General features: G+C 63.2%; 20 protein-coding genes and 1 riboswitch. Of the genes, 14 read left to right on the top strand and 6 right to left on the bottom strand.

Annotation, left to right across the window (positions count from 1 at the left end; translation table 11 throughout):
- Window positions 1–134 precede the first annotated feature (134 nt).
- The 4 genes from JGU71_RS19590 (at window position 135) to JGU71_RS29960 (ending at window position 2,996) form a co-directional block, all read left to right on the top strand.
- The gene (locus JGU71_RS19590; protein ID WP_372433208.1) at window positions 135–1,487 is read left to right on the top strand and encodes an FAD-binding oxidoreductase; all 1,353 of its coding nucleotides are present in this window, start codon (window positions 135–137) and stop codon (window positions 1,485–1,487) included.
- 5 nt (window positions 1,488–1,492) lie between these two features.
- Window positions 1,493–1,771, top strand: a complete 279-nt coding sequence (locus tag JGU71_RS19585) for a GNAT family N-acetyltransferase (protein WP_199705960.1) — start codon at window positions 1,493–1,495, stop codon at window positions 1,769–1,771.
- Between the two features lie 101 nt (window positions 1,772–1,872).
- Entirely contained in the window at window positions 1,873–2,502 is a 630-nt protein-coding gene (locus JGU71_RS19580; RefSeq protein WP_307829727.1) for a type IV toxin-antitoxin system AbiEi family antitoxin domain-containing protein, read from the top strand.
- A gap of 68 nt (window positions 2,503–2,570) precedes the next feature.
- Window positions 2,571–2,996: a nucleotidyl transferase AbiEii/AbiGii toxin family protein gene (locus tag JGU71_RS29960; protein ID WP_233529767.1), complete on the top strand. Its 426-nt coding sequence runs from the start codon at window positions 2,571–2,573 to the stop codon at window positions 2,994–2,996.
- A 251-nt stretch (window positions 2,997–3,247) separates the two neighbouring features.
- Here the strand turns inward: JGU71_RS29960 and JGU71_RS19570 are convergent, their stop codons facing one another.
- Window positions 3,248–4,354: a serine hydrolase domain-containing protein gene (locus tag JGU71_RS19570; RefSeq protein WP_199705959.1), complete on the bottom strand. Its 1,107-nt coding sequence runs from the start codon at window positions 4,352–4,354 to the stop codon at window positions 3,248–3,250.
- A gap of 124 nt (window positions 4,355–4,478) precedes the next feature.
- Between JGU71_RS19570 and JGU71_RS19565 the strand changes: the two genes are divergently transcribed.
- A complete protein-coding gene (locus JGU71_RS19565; protein WP_199705958.1) occupies window positions 4,479–6,065 on the top strand; it encodes an alkaline phosphatase D family protein in 1,587 nt (528 codons plus the stop codon).
- A 1-nt stretch (window position 6,066) separates the two neighbouring features.
- On the opposite strand, the gene JGU71_RS19560 is transcribed toward JGU71_RS19565, so the two are convergent.
- Window positions 6,067–7,668: a carboxylesterase/lipase family protein gene (locus JGU71_RS19560; protein WP_199705957.1), complete on the bottom strand. Its 1,602-nt coding sequence runs from the start codon at window positions 7,666–7,668 to the stop codon at window positions 6,067–6,069.
- A gap of 35 nt (window positions 7,669–7,703) precedes the next feature.
- A riboswitch (TPP riboswitch) is annotated at window positions 7,704–7,797 on the top strand.
- Here JGU71_RS19560 and JGU71_RS19555 point away from each other — a divergent pair.
- The 4 genes from JGU71_RS19555 (at window position 7,785) to JGU71_RS19540 (ending at window position 11,055) form a co-directional block, all read left to right on the top strand.
- A complete protein-coding gene (locus JGU71_RS19555; protein ID WP_199705956.1) occupies window positions 7,785–8,465 on the top strand; it encodes a TenA family protein in 681 nt (226 codons plus the stop codon). It overlaps the preceding riboswitch by 13 nt.
- Window positions 8,466–8,481: 16 nt before the next feature.
- Window positions 8,482–9,513: an ABC transporter substrate-binding protein gene (locus JGU71_RS19550; protein ID WP_199705955.1), complete on the top strand. Its 1,032-nt coding sequence runs from the start codon at window positions 8,482–8,484 to the stop codon at window positions 9,511–9,513.
- Window positions 9,491–10,261: an ABC transporter permease gene (locus JGU71_RS19545; RefSeq protein WP_199705954.1), complete on the top strand. Its 771-nt coding sequence runs from the start codon at window positions 9,491–9,493 to the stop codon at window positions 10,259–10,261. The genes JGU71_RS19550 and JGU71_RS19545 overlap by 23 nt, the downstream gene beginning before the upstream one ends.
- The gene (locus tag JGU71_RS19540; RefSeq protein WP_199705953.1) at window positions 10,258–11,055 is read left to right on the top strand and encodes an ABC transporter ATP-binding protein; all 798 of its coding nucleotides are present in this window, start codon (window positions 10,258–10,260) and stop codon (window positions 11,053–11,055) included. Before JGU71_RS19545 ends, JGU71_RS19540 begins: the two co-directional genes overlap by 4 nt.
- A gap of 7 nt (window positions 11,056–11,062) precedes the next feature.
- Here the strand turns inward: JGU71_RS19540 and JGU71_RS19535 are convergent, their stop codons facing one another.
- Genes JGU71_RS19535 through JGU71_RS19525 form a run of 3 tightly spaced genes read right to left on the bottom strand, consistent with a single transcriptional unit; the run spans window position 11,063 to window position 13,060 of the window.
- Window positions 11,063–11,368: an Rdx family protein gene (locus tag JGU71_RS19535; RefSeq protein WP_199705952.1), complete on the bottom strand. Its 306-nt coding sequence runs from the start codon at window positions 11,366–11,368 to the stop codon at window positions 11,063–11,065.
- Window positions 11,369–11,399: 31 nt separating this feature from the next.
- Window positions 11,400–12,647, bottom strand: a complete 1,248-nt coding sequence (locus JGU71_RS19530) for an RNA polymerase sigma factor (protein WP_199705951.1) — start codon at window positions 12,645–12,647, stop codon at window positions 11,400–11,402.
- Between the two features lie 26 nt (window positions 12,648–12,673).
- On the bottom strand, window positions 12,674–13,060 hold the full coding sequence (locus JGU71_RS19525) for a VOC family protein (RefSeq protein WP_199705950.1): 387 nt from the start codon (window positions 13,058–13,060) through the stop codon (window positions 12,674–12,676).
- A gap of 157 nt (window positions 13,061–13,217) precedes the next feature.
- Between JGU71_RS19525 and JGU71_RS19520 the strand changes: the two genes are divergently transcribed.
- Window positions 13,218–13,580, top strand: coding sequence for a YciI family protein (locus JGU71_RS19520; protein WP_199705949.1), 363 nt, complete (start codon window positions 13,218–13,220; stop codon window positions 13,578–13,580).
- Window positions 13,581–13,650: 70 nt separating this feature from the next.
- On the opposite strand, the gene JGU71_RS19515 is transcribed toward JGU71_RS19520, so the two are convergent.
- Window positions 13,651–14,376, bottom strand: coding sequence for a hypothetical protein (locus JGU71_RS19515; RefSeq protein ID WP_199705948.1), 726 nt, complete (start codon window positions 14,374–14,376; stop codon window positions 13,651–13,653).
- A 144-nt stretch (window positions 14,377–14,520) separates the two neighbouring features.
- Between JGU71_RS19515 and JGU71_RS19510 the strand changes: the two genes are divergently transcribed.
- From JGU71_RS19510 to JGU71_RS19495, 4 genes are all read left to right on the top strand, one after another.
- Window positions 14,521–15,663 carry an alkaline phosphatase family protein gene (locus tag JGU71_RS19510; protein WP_199705947.1) on the top strand — a complete coding sequence of 381 codons (1,143 nt, stop codon included), beginning with the start codon at window positions 14,521–14,523 and terminating at the stop codon, window positions 15,661–15,663.
- 199 nt (window positions 15,664–15,862) lie between these two features.
- A complete protein-coding gene (locus tag JGU71_RS19505; protein ID WP_199705946.1) occupies window positions 15,863–16,066 on the top strand; it encodes a cold-shock protein in 204 nt (67 codons plus the stop codon).
- 190 nt (window positions 16,067–16,256) lie between these two features.
- Entirely contained in the window at window positions 16,257–16,916 is a 660-nt protein-coding gene (locus tag JGU71_RS19500; RefSeq protein ID WP_199705945.1) for a class I SAM-dependent methyltransferase, read from the top strand.
- Between the two features lie 69 nt (window positions 16,917–16,985).
- The gene (locus JGU71_RS19495; protein ID WP_199705944.1) at window positions 16,986–18,377 is read left to right on the top strand and encodes a hypothetical protein; all 1,392 of its coding nucleotides are present in this window, start codon (window positions 16,986–16,988) and stop codon (window positions 18,375–18,377) included.

Genomic DNA, 18,377 nt, shown 5'->3' with positions numbered 1-18,377 from the left:
CACCGATCGCTTACGTGGTGCTGTATCGACGCTCTCGCCCTTTGCTTGGTCTGGCAGCACGCTCGCGTAGCGTGACTGCTGTGACCGGGCAGGACGAGACAATTGGACTATCGCCGGACCGCGCGGATTCGTTTCTGAATTCGTTGCGGGAAAATTTGCCGGATGGCGCGCTGCTCACCGACCCCGACCTGACTGCGGGGTACAAGCAGGACTGGGCGCGCGATCCCGACGCCGTGACTCCCCTTGCCGTCGTCCGCGCGACCTCGACCGCCGACGTACAGACCGTGCTGCGGTGGGCCAGCGAGCACGGTGTGCCTGTGGTGCCGCGTGGAGCGGGCTCGGGTCTGTCCGGTGGTGCGACGGCTGTCGCCGGCGGCGTGGTCGTCACAACCGAGCGTATGCGCGCAATCGAGGTCGACCCGGTGACGCGCACGGCGGTCGTCCAGCCCGGACTGCTCAACACCGAGGTGAAGAAGGCCGTCGCCGAGCACGGCCTCTGGTATCCGCCCGATCCGTCCTCGTTCGAGATCTGTTCGATCGGCGGCAATGCCGCGACCAACGCCGGCGGACTGTGTTGCGTCAAATACGGCGTGACGACCGACTACGTGCTCGGCCTCGAAGTTGTCCTCGCAGACGGCACCGCGGTGCGACTCGGCGGACCACGATTGAAGGATGTTGCGGGACTGTCGCTGACGAAACTGTTCGTCGGCAGCGAAGGCACGCTCGGCATCATCACCGAAATCACGCTGCGGCTCATCCCCGCACAGCCCCCGCAGGCCACGGTCGTTGCGTCCTTCTCCAGCATCGAAGACGCGGCAGGCGCGATCCTCGAGATCACGCGTTCGCTGCGGCCGTCGATGCTCGAATTTATGGACCGCGTCGCCATCAACGCCGTCGAAGACGAAATGAAGATGGGACTCGATCGCGACGCAGAGGCGTTGCTCGTCGCACGATCCGACGCACCCGGCGCCTTCGCGGCGCAGGAGGCTACGACCATGGCGGACGTGTTCACCGCACACGACGCGACCGAGGTCTTCAGCACCGACGACGCCGACGAGGGCGAAGCCTTTTGTGCCGCAAGGCGTTTCGCGATTCCGGCAGTCGAACTCAAGGGCAGCCTGCTATTGGAAGACGTCGGAGTCCCGTTGCCGCAACTCGCCGCATTGGTGACCGGGATCGCCGAAATCGCGAAAACCCGTGACGTCATGGTGTCGGTGATCGCGCACGCCGGCGATGGCAACACCCATCCGCTGATCGTCTACAACGCCGACGACCCGGACATGACCGAACGCGCGAACCTCGCGTTCGGCGAAATCATGGACCTCGCCATCGCACTCGGCGGCACCATCACCGGCGAGCACGGAGTCGGCCGTCTCAAGAAGGCCTGGCTTCCCGACTACGTCGGCGAGGACGTGATGGCGTTGACGCGCAAGATCAAGGACGCCCTCGATCCGCAGGGAATCCTCAATCCCGGCGCTGTGTTGTAGCGACTATGACGACGCGACTCGAGCACAACCTCGGCGAAACCCGCTACGAGATCTACTCCGACGACGTGCTGGCCGGTTACGCCGACTACGACGAGCGCAACGGTGTGCGCGACTTCAACCACACGCTGACGGTTCCCGAGTTTCGTGGCCACGGCATCGCGGCACAGGTCGTCGAATTCGCACTGACGTCGACGCGGGCCGACGGTTTCAAGGTTGTGCCGTCCTGCTGGTACGTCGAGAAATACATCGCAGCCAACAGCGAGTATGCGGATCTGCTCGCTTGAGCTTCGGCAACTAACTCAGCAATAAGTAGCGCTAGGTATCGAAAGTGTATGTTCATAGCATACACTTTCCGTACTCATTCGAAGCGCACCGGGAGGTATCAGTGAATCCCGTCGCCGAACTCGCCCGCAGACCCATGCGCACGGTCCGCGCGAAGGACATCCCAGATCTCTACGCACATCCCCGCAAAGAACTTGCGCGCCTCGCAGACAACGGCACGCTCCATCGCCTCGCGTACGGCTACTACATCGTCGTCCCGACCGAACACATCAACACTGGCTGGAAGCCAGCCATCGAGACCGCTGCGGCCGCAATCGCCACGACGATCGCTGGACCCAACAATGCAATCCTGATGGGCCTCACGGCTGCACGCATGCACGGTGCGCTCCCTCGCGCACGCGCCGTCACCACGGTCGCAGTCCCTAAACAACACGCACCCATCGAACTCACCGACCGCAGGGGGATCGTCCGCTTCGTCAAGCGCGCCACCGACACCCTCGACGCCGAACGCATCACGACCGAAGTCGGACCCACGCTGGTCACCACACCAGAACAAACCGTCCTCGACCTGGCACACATAACCGACACCGTCGACACCGACATCACCAAGGCGATTGTCACGCTGTACCGCAAATGCGACGCCACCCAGCTGCGCGCGCTCGCCACAGACCAACGCAAACTCGCGGCGCTCCGCCGAGCCGAACAGATCCTCGACAATCACAAGGACGCCTGAACATGGCCAGTATCGCCGCAGTTGCCGCCGCGTTCTGAGTTAGCAGTGAACAAGCCGAACGAGACCGCATGATCTCCTTCATACTCGCCGCCATAAGCAACCACTGGGCCGACCAACTCACATTCATCGGTGGCACCGCACTCGCGCGCACGAACCTCCCCGATGGCCGACTCAGCGAAGACATCGACCTCATTGCCCGCACCTCACGCAGCACCATCGCCCGCCAATTGGACCGCGAACTACCCGACGCCTTCCGCCGTGAACTCGGCCGTCTCCACTGGGACCCAGCACTCAGCGCCGTCGGCGACGCGGGCGAGGCCTATCTCCGCAGCGACGACGGCCTGAGTGTGAAAATCCAACTCATCAGCCAAATCGGGCACCCCGACTGGCCAACGCAGAGAACCCAGCTCGACCAACGCTACGACGACGCCCCAGCCGCGGCACTAGACGTCCTCACCACACCCGCATTCGTCGCCGCCAAGACCGCAGCCTGACTCGATCGTCGGGCACCCCGCGACCTATGGGACCTGTGGGCACTCGAGGCCCGTGGCGCCATCGACAGCGACGCAGCGGAACTGTTTCGCAAACTCGGACCCACCGGTCGCACACCTGATCCAGCCTGGTTCACAACCGCACCCAGCGAAAGCGATTGGAACGACGCCCTCGCCAGTCAAACAATCCTCACCGTCGCCGCCACCGAAGCGGTCGAGCAGGTCCACAACGCCTGGATTCCATTCCGGCTCGCCTAGCCACAGAATGCGTGCTCGACCAGATCGTTGGCATCGAACTCGTTCTCGGGCGCTTGCGTGAGGAATACCGTCGAGGCGCGGCCGTCCTCGGTTGCGCCGGACACGGTGTAGTACCCCGGGATCCCCCCGCCGTGCCCGATGTACCGGATGCCGCACGAGAGTTGCTTGATTCCGAGCCCCAAGCCGTACCCCATGCCGACGTCTTCGATGCCACCTTCGTCGGCACGTTCCATCTCGGTTAGCTGTGCCGGCGCAACGATCTTCCCGTCGGCGAGCAGCGTAAAAAAGCGATTCAGATCGGCGCCGGTCGACACCATTCCGCCGGCCGCCCAGGGGATCGACGGTTCGATCTGCGACACATCGGCGACCTCTCCGTCCAGCTTCTGATACCCGACCGGATGCGGACCCCTGATCTCCGTCTCCCCCGGACCCGGCAGATAGGTGTCGGCGAGCCCGGCAGGCTCGAGGATTCGCCGTTGCAACTCGTCTGTGTAGCTGTTTCCGGTGATCCGCTCGACGAGCACCCCGGCGACGATGAAGTTTGTGTTGGTGTACCGAAAACGAGCATTCGGCGCGAACTGTGCCGGATAGGAGAGCGCGATACCCAGCGCTTCGGTCGGCGTCATCGTGCGGTTGTCCTTGGCGGCCTGCAGTTCGTCGATCCGCGGATCGTCGGTCACTTCGGGCAGTCCGCTGCGGTGCTGCAAGATCTGCCTCACCGTAATGGCGTTGCCGTCGATACCCCCGCCGCGGATGATGCCCGGTAGGTACATCTCGATCGGCTCGTCCAGCAGCAACCGACCCTCACCGACCAACTGCAGCAGCATTGCCGCTGTGAAAGTCTTTGTGACGCTACCGATCCGGAACTGTGAACGAGACGCAATTGGCTCTCCGGTGTCCTTGTTCGCAACACCGCTACGAAGAACGCGGTTGTGTCCGTCGACAGTCATGGTCGCCTGAGCGCCTGCCACACCCGACGCGACGAGTCCATCGAGATCGGCTTGTACCGCGTCGACGCGAGGATCGGGCGGCGACTTTGCGGCTGAGCAGCCACCCGCGGCAACTGCTCCAGCGACGGCCAGTGCGAGCAAGGTTTTGCGCATACGACGACGCTATGGAGAAGCGCAGCGAACCACATCGGGGCAATCCCCGATCTACCCCCTGAGGTTCACAGATGCGCCATACGAGCGACGGCATCGCTTCACATCACCGTGTCACGCTCGGAGCGTGGGCATTTCCCGGCGAAAGTTGCTCGGCTTCGGAACCACTGGCGCGGCGGCACTACTACTCGGAACGGGTGCGGCGTCGAGCGCGAAACCGTTCACGACCTCGCGACGCCTCGGCAATCCGTTCTCGCTCGGAGTCGCCTCGGGTGACCCGACGCCGGAGGGAGTTGTCCTGTGGACACGGCTCGCACCGGACCCCTTCGCACCGGACGGTCTTGGCGGTATGCCCGCAGCGCCTGCGACAGTCGAATATCAAGTCGCACTGGACGACCGCTTCACGACGATCGTCAGCAGCGGAAGTGTTCTGGCCACAAGGCAACTCGGGCATTCGGTGCATCCGGAGATTCACGGCCTCGAACCCGATCGGGTGTACTACTACCGCTTTCGGGTGGGCGCTGAGATCTCACCGGTCGGTCGGACGCGGACCACTCCCCTGCCCGGCGTGGGGACCCGGGAGCTGAACTTCGCGTTCGCGTCGTGTCAGGCCTGGCACGAGGGCTACTTCACCGCCTACGAGCACATGGCGGCCGAAGACCTCGATCTTGTTGTCCACCTTGGCGACTACATCTACGAAGACGGTGTTGGCAGGAACCTTCGAGGCGTCGCGGTCGAACCGCAGTTCTACGGGGAGACCTTCGATCTCGCTCGCTACCGGCTGCAGTACAGCCTGTACAAATCCGAAGCGCCACTACAGGCGGCGCATGCTCAGTTCCCCTGGATCGTCACGATGGACGACCACGAGGTCGAGAACAACTGGGCCGCAGACACTTCCGAGTTGGACATCGAAGTCGATCAAATGCCCGCGGTGTTCCGGCAACGCCGAGCGGCAGCATTTCAGGCGCTGTACGAACATCAGCCACTGCGGAGCACCCAGATGCCACGCGGATCCGAGATGCGGATGCACCGACGCATCGCGTACGGCGATCTCGCCGAATTCACCATGCTCGACACCCGTCAGTATCGCGACGACCAAGCATGTGGCGACGGTGAATCCGACCGCTGTAGCGATCGGTTCAGCACCGATCGAACGCTTCTCGGTCGTCCGCAACGGGATTGGCTGCTCGACGGCTTCGCCACGTCGTCCGCGCGCTGGAACATCATCGGCAATCAGGCTCCGATGGGCCAGTGCGACTACGACACCGGACCCGCAACAGACGTGTCCCTCGACGCCTGGGACGGCTATGTCGCCGACCGCAACACGGTGCTCGGTCGCGCAGCCGATCTCGGCGTGAACAATCTTGTTGTCATCACCGGTGATCGACATACAAATTATGTGAGCGAGCTGCGCCGCGACTTCAGTGATCTCGAATCACCAATCGTCGCACATGAATTCGTCGGCACTTCGATCTGCAGCGGCGGCGACGGCGCGGACATGCCGGACGGCGGCGAGACCTTGATGGCGGCGAGTCCCGACATCAAGTTCGTCAATGGCCAACGTGGTTATGTCCGAGTCCATGTCGACCAGGAGGCGTGGCGTACCGACTTCCGTGTCATGCCGTTCGTGCAATCACCCGGCGCGCCGATCAGCACGCGTGCGAGTTTCGTTGTTCCACATCAGAAACAACGCAGGGATCCCGAATCCGCCTGACTCAGCTGAATCCGAGTACCTGATCGCCCCACGTTTCGCGCAACTCCTTGTCGGGATCGGCTTCGACGACGTCGGTGGAGTCGATGATCAGGGTGGCCCGGGTGTCCTCGTCGTAGCGTGGCCAGTGCTTGGATCCGTCGATCGCGGCCGGAACATCGTGTGCCGCAAAGGCCAGCCACCGCCGCTGGATTCGACCTGACACCTCCATCGCGGTCTTGCGGCCACCGAGCCAGAATGTCGGGTCGATGTTCATCGTTCCGAAACTGCCGAACACGTAGGGCAGGTCGGTCGCATGTGTCGCGCCGACGCGAGCTGCTTTCAACATCGGCGTCGCTTGATCGAAGCGATAGAACCAGGTCGGGGAATGCCTGCTGTGCGCTTCGGCAACCCAGATGCTCGGCATCCGGAACCCCGCATCACTCGAAATTGCTTGCGCACCCTTGGATTTACCGGCATCGGGATAGAAGGCAATGATCTCGGCGAGACGCTCGTGCGACAGCGTCGGATGGTCGGCGGCAATTACGCGCAACATCTCGTTCACCGCGTCGGGCGTCACCGGCATCAGCGCGGACCTGATCAACCGGAACAGCGCGGCCTCGTCGCGGTTGGTCCCGATGATCAGCGGTATACGGTGCGAGAGTCCCTTCTGGAATGCTGCGACGGGATAACGCGGCACCAGGTCGCCGTCCACAACCGGTGCAGTCGCAAGTGTGCCAGGGACTTTCGCGGGAATCTCGTCGACGAGAACGTCGCTCGCGACGATGATCTCCTCGATCGGTAGTTCGTAGAGTTCGTGCGCACGCTCGGCGGGTAGTTCCAGAATCTCGAGAAACCGCGCGGCGACGCGGGCCGCCCGTTCGGGTCCGTAGACGGACGTCGCCGGTGGACTTTGGACGATCGCGCGATGGAACAGACCTTCGGCGCGCGGTGACGTCATCAGCGTCGTGATCGATCCGGCGCCCGACGACTCGCCGAACAAGGTCACGTTCGTGGGATCGCCGCCGAAGACGGCGATGTTCTCGCGGACCCACTCCAATGCCGCAATCTGGTCGCGCAGACCGAGATTCGACTCGAAGGTCGCTTCGGGCGTCGAGAAGGAGCTGAGATCGAGAAACCCGAGCGCGCCGAGCCGGTAGTTCACGGTGACGATGACGGTGTTGCCGAGTTCGGCAAGCTGGCGACCGTTGTACAACTTCTGCGCCGAGCTGCCGAGACAGTAGGCGCCACCGTGGATCCACACCATGACCGGCCGCGGATCGCTGTCGGTCGCCGGGGTCCAGATGTTGAGCCACAGGCAGTCTTCGCCCGGTAGCAGTCCGGCATCGATCGGGACCGTGTTGTCGATACCTTGCGGCGCGATCGGACCGAACTCCGTGCAATCGCGGACCCCGTCCCATGGCGTGCGCGGGCGCGGACTCCGAAACCGCAGCGGACCCGACACCGGCTCGGCGAACGGAATACTTCGCCACGAGAGCGTTGACCCGTCGCGCCGACCACGAATCTCTCCCGACGAGATCCGGACGATCGGTGCCGCCGCTGCTGCATCCTCGGCGGTATCCGCTTGGGCGTCGTCTGTCACTACGACCGCTGGTTCGGCATCCATGAACCCAGGGTAAGCGACCAGCCTGCTACCCTCGCCTGACTGACACGGGGTGCTCCAGGTTGGAGCTGAGATAAGACCCGCGAACCTGATGCAGGTAATGCTGACGAAGGGATGTCATGGCCCGCTTTACCGACCGTGTGTGGGACGAGACGAAGCAGTTACGTGCTGCGATAGACGAGTTGGAGTTTCTCCGCCGACTCGGCGATGGCACGTTGCCGCTCGACGTTTTCCGCACCTACATCGAACAAGATGCGATCTATCTCGCCGGGTACGCGAAGGCATTGGCGCTGCTTGCGGCGCGTGCACCGGATCCCGTGACCGCCGCGTTCTGGGCACAGGCTGCAGCGACGTCGGCAACCGTCGAGCTCTCGTTGCACGAAGGCCTGCTCTCGGGTGGCACTTTGGGAGCAGCCGGGGAATTGCCTGCGCCGTCCATCGCGTGTCTCGGCTACGTCTCGTACCTGATCGCGACTGCTGCGACCGAGCCCTATGCAGTTGCGGCAGCCGCGGTGCTGCCGTGTTTCTGGATCTACGCAGAAGTAGGACGTGACCTCGCCGCGAGCGCGCAGGGGGTGCTCGCGGCCGATCCCGGCCATCCGTATGCCCAGTGGGTCACCACCTACGACAACCAGGACTTCCACGACGAGGTCGCCAAAGCCCGCGAACTTGTCGATGCGGCAGCCGACGCCGCATCTGACGCCGAGCGCGACGCGATGAGCACTGCTTTCGTGACCGCCTCCCGCTACGAACTTCTGTTCTGGGACACGGCGCTGCACCCGCAGCCGTGGCCCGCCTGAAAGGACATTTTCGACAATGAACCGCCGCTCTTTGCTCCGCCGGATGCTGACCGGAGCCATCGTGACGGCGTCCGCGGTGTCGCTGCTGACCGCTTGCTCCGACAACGGTGCCGCCGACCCGAACACGATCCGCTTCGCACTCGACTGGACGCCCAACACCAACCACACCGGACTTTTTGTTGCGTTGCAGGAGGGCTACTTTCGCGATGCCGGACTCGACGTCGAGATTCTGCCGTACAACACGGCATCGCCTGATTCGCTGATCGATTCCGGCAACGCGGAGTTCGGGGTCAGCTTCCAGAATTCGGCCACGTTCGCGAAAGCGGCAGGTACCGATACGGTTTCGGTGCTCGCACCACTGCAACACTGGGCGACTGCGATCGGGGTGCGTGCCGACCGGGCCGACCTGTCAAGCCCCAAAACGTTGGACGGCAAGACCTATGCCGGTTTCGGCGATGCGGGCGAGATCGAAACGCTGCGCCAGGTCATCCGCAACGACGGCGGCACCGGCGACTTCAAGAATGTGACCGTCGGAACCTCCGCCTACGAGTCGGTGTACTCCGGCGAGGCCGACTTCACCGTCCCCTACTTCGCGTGGGAGGGCATCGAAGCAGAGCACCGTGGCACGCCGTTCAAATATTTCCAGTACTCCGACTTCGGCTTTCCCGACGCCTACGCCATCGTGATCAACGGCAATCAGACCTGGCTGAAAGAACATCCGGAGCAGGCGAAGAAGTTCGTGCAGGCGTTGCAGAAGGGCTATCAACTCGCCGCCGACGAACCAGCGAAGGGTGCGCAGCTGCTGATCGACGCGAACCCCGGTGCCTTCACCGACGAACCGTTGATCATGGAAAGTCAGCAGATGCTGTCCGACAAGTTTATGAAGGACAGCTCCGGGAAGGTCGGGACCCAAACGCTCGAACAGTGGACGGGCTACTCGCGCTTCCTCTTCCAACACGGCGTGCTCGTCGACGAGTCCGGCAAAGCGCTGACCACCGAACCTGATTGGTCGACGTACTTCACCAATGAGTACCTCAGCGGTCCGTAGGGTCGTCCCTGCGTTCGTCGGCCTCGCCGCCCTGTTCGCGGCGTGGCAGGTCTACGTCTCCGTCAACGACGTTCGGCCGCAACTGTTGCCGTCGCCGTGGCGTGTCGTGACCCAGGGGTGGGCCCAGCGCGACGTCATTGCCACCAATGCCGTTGCAACACTGCAGGTCACCCTCGTCGGCTTCGCGTTGTCGTTGACGATCGCCTGGCTGCTTGCGATTGCGATCGACTTCTCGGGCTTGCTACGCCGCGCGCTCGTGCCGATGTTCGTCACGTCCCAGACCATCCCGATCATCGTGATCGCCCCGTTGATGATCACCTGGTTCGGCTTCGGGCTATTGCCGAAGATCCTCCTCGTGACTCTCGCGACCTTCTTTCCTGTGGCCATCGGCCTGATCGAAGGCTTCGCGTCGACCGACCGGGACGCAGGCTCGCTGCTTCGGAGCATGGGAGCCTCACGGTGGCAACAGTTTCGGTACGTTCGACTGCCGAACGCCATGCCACGGTTCTTCACCGCTCTGCGGATCGGCATCACCTACGCGGTTGTCGGCGCGATCTTCGCCGAGTATGCCGGTGCCGAAAGCGGACTCGGCATCTACATGGCACGGCAGAAGGGGATGTTCCGCACCGACCTCGTCCTTGCTGCGATGTTCGTGACGGCCGCGATCAGCGTCGTGCTGTTTCTGCTGACCTACCTGGTCGAACGGATCCTGGCGCCGTGGGTGCGGATGGAGCGAGTGAACCTATGACCCGTCCCAAGGTGCGCGTCGCTGCCGTCAGCAAGACTTTCGACGTCAAAGGTGGCAGGCGACAAGTTCTGGACAACATCACCTTCGACGCCGCTGCCGGCGAATTCGTCGCCGTGATCGGACCGAGCGGCTGCGGCAAGAGCACGATCTTCAACCTGCTTGCAGGACTGGACACTCCGACCGCCGGCGAGATCTCGATCGGCGGCGAATCACCGGCGAGCAGCGCGCAGTGCGCGTACATGCCGCAGAAGGACCTGCTGTTCGCGTGGCGCAATGTCCTCGACAACACAACCCTCGGACTCGAAGTTCAAGGCATGTCGAAAAAGGCTGCGCGCGAACGGGCCCGCGCACTCTTCGAGGTGTTCGGTCTGGCGGGTTTCGAGACAGCACGACCGTCGCAGTTATCCGGAGGAATGCGGCAGCGGGCAGCGATGCTGCGCACGGTTGTTCAGGACCGCGATGTGTTGCTGCTCGACGAACCGTTCGGCGCGCTCGATTCGCTGACCCGCACCGAGATGCAGACCTGGTTGCAGCAGGTGTGGGAGCAGTATCGATGGCTGGTTCTGATGATCACCCACGACATTCGCGAGGCGATCTTTCTGGCCGACCGGGTCATCGTGTTGTCGGCACGGCCTGCGCGAATTCGGCACGAGTTGACGGTCGATCTCCCCCGACCACGTGACATCTCGATGCTGACCTCGCCGCAGTTCGTCGCCCTCGAAGCAGAACTCATCTCGATACTGCACGAGGAGTCACACCGGGCGTTGCTGGAACAGGAAAAACCACCAAGCTGATCGTGCGCTACTTCGTCCGGTCGACGTGGCCGAGGTCCCGATCGGGCGAGACTCGATCGCGCACAAGCTGTTTCAGTGCGGCGATCTCCGGGAATCCGCCACGCTCCTTGCGGTCCCAGATCAGCTCGTCGCCGACGGTCACGCGAAAGACCCCGCCGGTTCCGGGTATCAGGGCAACCTCGCCAAGTTCCTGACCGAACGTCGACAACAGTTCCGACGCCATCCAGGATGCGCGCAGCAGCCAATTGCATTGGGTGCAGTACAGGATCGCAACACGGTGGCCCGCTGGGTCGTTGCCCTCGATCGACGTCATGGGATAAACGGTATCCCCCAACGCCGCCGCCCTAGTCAGCTGCAGCCAAACGCTCTGCGCGATCCTGCAGGTAGCGCTGCTCTGGCGTACTCGTCGTGCGCCGCGCAGCAGTCCGGTAGTGCTCGATCGCCGTCACCGTGTCTCCCGCCATCTCGTAGAGATGGGCGCGCACTGCCCCGAGTCGATGATGGGTTGCCATTCGCTGATCGTCGTCCAAGGTGGCAAGGAGTTCGAGTCCAGCCTGCGGACCTTCAACCATCGCCACGGCCACGGCTCGATTGAGCGTGATCATCGGTCCGGGCGAGATTCGCGCGAGCACCTTGTACAACTCCGAAATTTGTTGCCAGTCGGTCTCTTCAGCAGTAGCCGCCTCGTCGTGCACAGCGGCGATCGCAGCTTGGATCTGATACGGCCCGACCGGTGCCCTCGACAGGACGTCACTCACGATGTAAACACCCTCCGCGATCGCGGCAGCGTCCCACAGCGACCGATCCTGTTCTGCCAGTGGGACAAGCGAACCGTCGTCGCCGGTTCTCGCGGGGCGCCGTGCATCGGTCAGCAGCATCAACGCCAGCAGTCCGCCTACCTCGCCGTCGTCGGGAAGAATACGAAACAGAATGCGGCTCAGCCTGATTGCTTCTGCTGTGAGGTCGGTGCGTTGCAGATCGGAGCCGCTTGTCGCCGTGTAGCCCTCGTTGAAGATCAGATACAGGACGTGCAGCACGGCTTCGAGCCGATCGGCACGCTCGTCGGCCGTCGGCATAGCGAACCGCGCGCCCGACTTGCGCACCGTTTGCTTCGCCCTGCTGATCCGTTGCGCCATAGTCGTTTCCGGCACGAGGAATGCGCGGGAGATCTGGTCGGTGGTCAGTCCGCCGACAGCACGCAGGGTAAGGGACACCTGGGACGGCGCAGTCAACGCGGGATGGCAGCACAGGAAAAGCAGCGTCAGTGTGTCGTCGTCGTTGCTCGGTTGTTCGTCGACCGCGGGCGCGTGCAGGTCTTCCGGTCGGTCGGCGGCGACGATGTTCGTCTCCCGATTGCGCCGCGCTTCGTCACTGCGAAATTGATCGGTGAGACGTCGCGATGCGACCGTGATCAACCAAGCGCGCGGATTGTCCGGCAGACCCTGCTCGGGCCACTGCACCGACGCCGCGAGCAATGCCTCCTGCACCGCATCCTCTGCGGCATCGAAATGGCCGTACCGCCGCACGAGTGCACCCAGAACGTGCGGTGCGAGGTCGCGGATGCGATCTTCGAACTCGCGGGCGGCGCTCACGGTCCTATTGTGCCCGCGGCGCCCGACTACGCGGTTTGCAACACCGACAGGATGTTTCCCGCTGGGTCGGTGAACCACGCGATGTCCGGGCCCATGCCCGCGGCGATTCCCCGCATGACGCCCTTGTCGTCCTGGTGCATAGCGTCGTACCGCTGGAAGCTGACGCCACTCGCGGTCAATGCGTCGACCGCCTTGTCGATGTCGACGACCTCGAAATTGAGGATCGTGAACACCGCCGGAACGTGATCGTCCTTGGGGTAGACGAGAACCTCCGTGCCACCGGGAAGCTGCAGCGACAGGTTGCCCATCCCGTTCTCGAACACCTCGACGCCGAGCGTGGTTCCGTAGAACTGCTTCGCCGCTTCGATGTCGTTCACCGAGAATCCGCTGAATGCTTTGGTGCTTTCGAACATGACAACTCCTTCGATCGGGTGTTCACCAGTGCAGCTTTTTGCTGCCAACTGAGACGTCGGAGTCACGACGCCCGCCTCGACATAGGCAATGATGTCGATATCGCGCCGATCGCGCCGACGTCCTTGTTGATGTCGAAACCGTCGAAGGGTGGCCGCCATGAAGTACATGCTGCTGATCTACAGCAATCCCGAAAGCTGGGCAGGCTTGTCTCACGATCAGCGAATGGGACTGGGTCGGGGTCACGGCGCACTCAACGATTCGCTGATCGCGTCAGGACACCACGTCGCCAGCGCTGGTCTCGCCGATCCGATCAACACCAAGACCGTCCGTATCCGCGATGGTGTGGTCGCGACAACCGACGGTCCGTACATCGAGTCGAAAGAGCATTTGGCGGGCTTCTACGTCGTCGAGTGCGCCAACATGGACGAGGCCGTTGCCATCTGCGCCCAGATCCCCGATGCCGCGTACAACTTCTGCGAAGTTCGGCCGCTCGGCGAAATTCCGGCCCTGAGCGACTAGGCGGCTACGCCGCTCGTGCGTCCTTTCGGCGGGCCCGCCCTCCTAAAAGACTCACGACCCGCGGAGCGGGCTAGCCTTCCGCGCGCCAGAAATCCGCGCCGTCTTTCGTCACCTTTTCGCCACTGACCAGGCTCGCTACGGCAGATGCGGCTGCCGACGCTGTCGGAAAGTGCCGACCGACCATCTGTCCGGCAACGATCTCCAGGCGACCCGTCGATTCCTCGCGAAGCGCGACGATCCGGTAGCCCTCGAAATCGGCGACCAGGCGGGTTCGGCCGTCGGACTCGTCCTCGACGGCCGCGGCCTTGGCTGGTGCCTTCTTTTTCTCGACGGTCAGGTCGTCCAGATGGGTGGTATCGATATTCGCATCGGCGACGACCGAGACGCCGAGGAGGTCCCAGCGCGCCCGCCTGTGGGCGATCCGATCCTGCGCGATCCGGATCCCGCCGGAGCGTGATCGGCCGGGCCGATCGGCCATCCAGGCGTCGACCTCGCACCGAACGTCGGCGGCAAATTCTTCTGCCGAGATGATGAAGGTCGCGTGCGGCTCGGTACCGAGGTCGACGAACGCCCAGAATGTGGGGTTGGCCGCGCCGGCTCCCACTTCCTCGTCGCGGCGGCTCGCATGCCAGTCACCGCTGGCCTTGGCACGAACTTGGACGATGGAAACGCCGCCCTCTTTGCCCCACACTTTGACTGCTCCGCGACCGGATCCGGCAACTTTCGTTGCCTTTCCACCGCGCCGGACAACATCCCTGACGAATGCCTGAACTCCCAGCGCCGAAATTTCCTTCATATGTGCAACGATCCGTTCCGAGTCGATCTCGCCCCGTGCGCGTCCGAGAGAAGTGTGGCGACGGGCCATTCATGCACAACTCGATGTTTACCTCAGACTACCGACGCCACCGGTGCCCGGATACCCCCGGCTACATTGGTGGGCATGCTGGTTGCGCCGCGCTACGGCACTGCATCCCTCGCAGATCTGGTCCCGTCGAGCCTTGCTGCGCTCGGCGTCGACGGCGAAGTCGATCGAATAGGCCTCGAGCTCGACGGCATCAAACGCGTATGCATCTTGATGGTCGACGGCCTGGGTGCGGCTTTGCTCGACGCGAACTCCGCTGCCGCACCGTTTCTTTCCAGCCGAACTTCGAAGGTGCTCACCGCAGGATTTCCGAGCACGACGGCAACCAGTTTGAGTTCGCTCGGTACCGGCCTGCCTCCCGGTGAGCACGGCATCGTCGGCTATCTGCTGGCTGTCCCAGGCCACCAGCGGTTGATGAACCCGCTCAAGTGGCGGCTACACGGCGCCGGAGATCGCATCGACCTGCTGAAAGACGTTGCTCCCGAAGAGTTTCAACCGAACCCAACCGCATTCGAGCGAGCCGCCGAGGCCGGCATCTCCGTCTCTCGGGTCGCGCCTATGTACCAGGGCGAGTCAGGCCTGAGCCGAGCCTCGTTGCGCGGCGGCGAATTTCGGGCGAGCTTCTCGATGGGCGACCTCGCCGACGGCGCCATCCAATCGCTGCGAACCGGTTCCCGCTCGCTCGTCTACGCCTATCACGGCGAACTCGACCTCACCGGCCACGTCCGTGGACCGCATTCCGATGCCTGGGCCGCCGAACTCTCCCAAGTCGACCTGTTGGCGCGCTCGATCGCCGAGCGGCTGCCGGGCGACGCCGCACTGATCGTCACTGCGGATCACGGCATGGTCGAGATCATCGACCCCGTCGACTTCGACGCGACATCGAGTCTGCGCGCCGGCGTCGCACGGCTCGGTGGCGAACCCCGAGCGCGCCATATCTATACGAAAAACGGGGCAATCGACGACGTCGTCGCCACCTGGCAAGAAATTCTCGGAACTGATTTCGGCGTCTTTTCCCGGTCCGAAGTGATCGAGAACGGGTGGTTCGGGCCAACTGTCACACACGCCGCCGTGCAGCGGATCGGCGACGTCATCTGCGTCGCAACAGGATCGGGCGCGGTCGTCAGGACCGGAGCAGAGCCTCTGCAGTCGATGCTGATCGGGCACCACGGATCGTTGACCGCAGAAGAAATGCACGTACCCCTTTGCGTGATTCGTTAGATTTGCTAGGGTTACAACCGGTCGTAGTTCTGGTGTTCGTTGTAGTGACGTGCTCGGGATCATGTTGCGGTCGTCCGGCACTCCCAGCGGAGCACTCCGAGTCACTCGGGATACTTCTCAAGATGTCGCGACCTCAGCCGGCCCGATGGATAGTAAGAACCGTCCGTCGTACCTGGTAGGAAAAAAGGATATTAAAAGCATGACACAGGGCACTGTTAAGTGGTTCAACGCGGAAAAGGGCTTCGGCTTCATCGCCCCCGCAGATGGCTCCGCTGACGTCTTCGTCCACTACTCCGAGATCCAGAGCAACGGTTTCCGTACTCTGGAGGAGAACCAGAAGGTCGAGTTCGAGGTTGGCCAGGGCGCAAAGGGCCCGCAGGCAACCGGCGTTCGCCCAGTCTGATCTCCCAGCTCTACTGAGCTTCTCCACTGTCCCCCAACACCTTCGGGTGTTGGGGGATAGTGCGTTTCAGGGGTGGGCGCTTCGCGCCTCGTGAGTCCTTTCGGCGGGCCCGACCTCCGAAAGGACTCACGACTCGCTTGGCCGAACCAGTGTGGGGATGTAGTTGAGAAACTCGAAGACGGGGCAAAGCATGGCTGAGCAAGCTCATTCGTTCGACAAGAACTACTGGGACGACGTTTGGCATGGCGATCGCGCCATGGCGATGGCCGCTGGCCAACCCAACCCGCACTTGATTCGAGAGATCGGCAACCTCGCACCCGGGACGGCTCTCGATGCGGGTTGCGGCGCCGGAATCGAGGCGACCTGGCTCGCGGCGCGCGGCTGGGAAGTCACCGCAGCGGACATCAGTGCCGATGCGCTCGCTCGCGCGGGCGATCGCGCAACTGCAACCGGAGTCGCCGACCGAGTGCGCTGGGTCGAGGCCGACCTGTCCACGTGGGAGCCGGACGCACGCTACGACCTGGTCACCACCCACTACGCACACCCCGCGATGCCACAGCTGGAGTTCTACGACCGCATCGCGTCCTGGGTCGCTCCCGGGGGCACCCTGTTCATCGTCGGCCACCTTCAGCACGGGTCGCATGGCGACGGCTCTGCGCATGGACACGGTCACGGTGACCACTCGCCGCCGGAATCGGCCTCGGCAACAGCGGGTGCGATCACGGCTCGCCTCGACTCGGCCAGCTGGGACGTCTCGACTGCTCGCGAATCGCAGCGCACCATGGTCGGGCCAGACGGCAAGGAATTGACGATTCACGACGTGGTCGTCAAAGCTGTACTGCGCCAATAAGATCCGCTATCGACCGATTATGTCGGACCCCCTCGCTAACCTCGTCGACACCAGACGAGAGGGGAACAAATGTTCGAGCAGCCCGACCGCGAGCAGCTACACCGTGAGATCTTTTGGAAGGTTCAGTACGTCTTCGATCCCGAAGATCAGACCGCGGCGTTCGCGTACACGATCGGCTTGGCAGATCGTGGTCTACCGGAGCTCCAGCTAGCGGCTGCTCCCGAGCAGGATCCGTCCGACTCCCCCTGGATACTCAGTTCCGACGATTGCGCTCATCAGCTCAATCGCTTCGCGAGCATGCTCGTTGATGGGGCGTTGGCGATCGGCGAGCCCTTTTCCTGCACGTACGACGGTGGGGCGTCGACGGTGATCTGGACGCCGGGCGATCCCGTCCCATGTGACGACGTCGAGGCATATGGTGCCGATTCGACTGCGGGCATCATCCCGATCCGTGGTCGATTGCAACTTCCGGACGTGGTCCCGCTTGCCGATCTACCAGCTGGCACCATTCCGCTGTGGCGCTCGGAACAGGCAGCGATATTGGCGACGGTTGTACCGAATCGCCGTGGTCTACGCGGCTTCCGCGCTCCACGCGCAGATGCTTCGTTCGAGTGTGAACAGGAGTTCGGACCGCTTACGCCGATCGTCGAGGCACGGGCGCATGCGATCTCCCAGGCAACGCCGATCATCCTCACCGATCTACTGCTGCGGACCTTGGATGCGGAGTCCACAGGCGTAGGCCCCCGGTTGATTCTCGGTACCGCGCACACACTTGCGAAGTTGGTCGGTCGGCACGACGCGGCCGAGAAAGCTGCAAGCCTGGCACTCACTCTGGTGAAGTCCTTCCGCGGTCCGCATGCCGACGAGCCGATGTGGCGGGCAATCCAGAACACCTGCGGTATGGACGACGTCGGCGACATGTGCAACGGCCTTTCGGGCGTCTTGGTCGACCAACTCGCAGCCATCCTGGTCGCATCGACCGTTGCCGACCAACTCGACGACTCGACGCGCCTAGCCGCGTTCGGTCCATGGAGTTCGGCGCACACGTCGTCCTCCATGGCTCCGGAGGAGGCGTGGTTGGCACCTGAACACATTCTCGACACCGTCCGGATGCAACTAGACGGGGCAGATTGGGACGAATTGGACTACCTCATAGCTGCCTGGCTCGAATTGCGGACCACGCCGCTCGCCGCACGCTTACGCGGGCTAGCCGTGACCGGTCAGCGAGGTTGCCCGCCGGCGAGCGAGCTGCTGGCGGGAAGTTTCATAGGGGTTCGCGCAAGCTTCGTTGCGGACGTCGAGTTTTATCTCACCGAATTCCTTTGCTGTGCAACGGCATTGCTGGTCGAGCGAGCATCCTTCAACGCCCATGACGTACACGCGTTCTGCGATCCGTTCTGGGAAGTGTTGCCAGAACTCGAATTCGCGCTCAACTCCCCCATCGCAGAACAGGCAGCGTAG

Source organism: Antrihabitans stalagmiti, assembly GCF_016482825.1.
GTDB lineage: Bacteria > Actinomycetota > Actinomycetes > Mycobacteriales > Mycobacteriaceae > Antrihabitans > Antrihabitans stalagmiti.
Note: the sequence above shows the minus strand (reverse complement) of the source record. Positions and strands in the feature narration are given on the sequence as shown.

Excerpts from the sequence above, each read along its gene's own strand:
- JGU71_RS19535 (WP_199705952.1), bottom strand. The coding sequence starts at position 11,368 with ATGACGTCGATCGAGGGCAACGACCCAGCGGGCCACCGTGTTGCGATC.
- JGU71_RS19585 (WP_199705960.1), top strand. The coding sequence starts at position 1,493 with ATGACGACGCGACTCGAGCACAACCTCGGCGAAACCCGCTACGAGATC.
- JGU71_RS19555 (WP_199705956.1), top strand. The coding sequence starts at position 7,785 with ATGGCCCGCTTTACCGACCGTGTGTGGGACGAGACGAAGCAGTTACGT.
- JGU71_RS29960 (WP_233529767.1), top strand. The coding sequence starts at position 2,571 with ATGATCTCCTTCATACTCGCCGCCATAAGCAACCACTGGGCCGACCAA.
- JGU71_RS19510 (WP_199705947.1), top strand. The coding sequence starts at position 14,521 with ATGCTGGTTGCGCCGCGCTACGGCACTGCATCCCTCGCAGATCTGGTC.
- JGU71_RS19540 (WP_199705953.1), top strand. The coding sequence starts at position 10,258 with ATGACCCGTCCCAAGGTGCGCGTCGCTGCCGTCAGCAAGACTTTCGAC.
- JGU71_RS19505 (WP_199705946.1), top strand. The coding sequence starts at position 15,863 with ATGACACAGGGCACTGTTAAGTGGTTCAACGCGGAAAAGGGCTTCGGC.
- JGU71_RS19525 (WP_199705950.1), bottom strand. The coding sequence starts at position 13,060 with ATGTTCGAAAGCACCAAAGCATTCAGCGGATTCTCGGTGAACGACATC.
- JGU71_RS19515 (WP_199705948.1), bottom strand. The coding sequence starts at position 14,376 with ATGAAGGAAATTTCGGCGCTGGGAGTTCAGGCATTCGTCAGGGATGTT.
- JGU71_RS19520 (WP_199705949.1), top strand. The coding sequence starts at position 13,218 with ATGAAGTACATGCTGCTGATCTACAGCAATCCCGAAAGCTGGGCAGGC.
- JGU71_RS19550 (WP_199705955.1), top strand. The coding sequence starts at position 8,482 with ATGAACCGCCGCTCTTTGCTCCGCCGGATGCTGACCGGAGCCATCGTG.
- JGU71_RS19545 (WP_199705954.1), top strand. The coding sequence starts at position 9,491 with ATGAGTACCTCAGCGGTCCGTAGGGTCGTCCCTGCGTTCGTCGGCCTC.
- JGU71_RS19560 (WP_199705957.1), bottom strand. The coding sequence starts at position 7,668 with ATGGATGCCGAACCAGCGGTCGTAGTGACAGACGACGCCCAAGCGGAT.
- JGU71_RS19500 (WP_199705945.1), top strand. The coding sequence starts at position 16,257 with ATGGCTGAGCAAGCTCATTCGTTCGACAAGAACTACTGGGACGACGTT.
- JGU71_RS19570 (WP_199705959.1), bottom strand. The coding sequence starts at position 4,354 with ATGCGCAAAACCTTGCTCGCACTGGCCGTCGCTGGAGCAGTTGCCGCG.
- JGU71_RS19495 (WP_199705944.1), top strand. The coding sequence starts at position 16,986 with ATGTTCGAGCAGCCCGACCGCGAGCAGCTACACCGTGAGATCTTTTGG.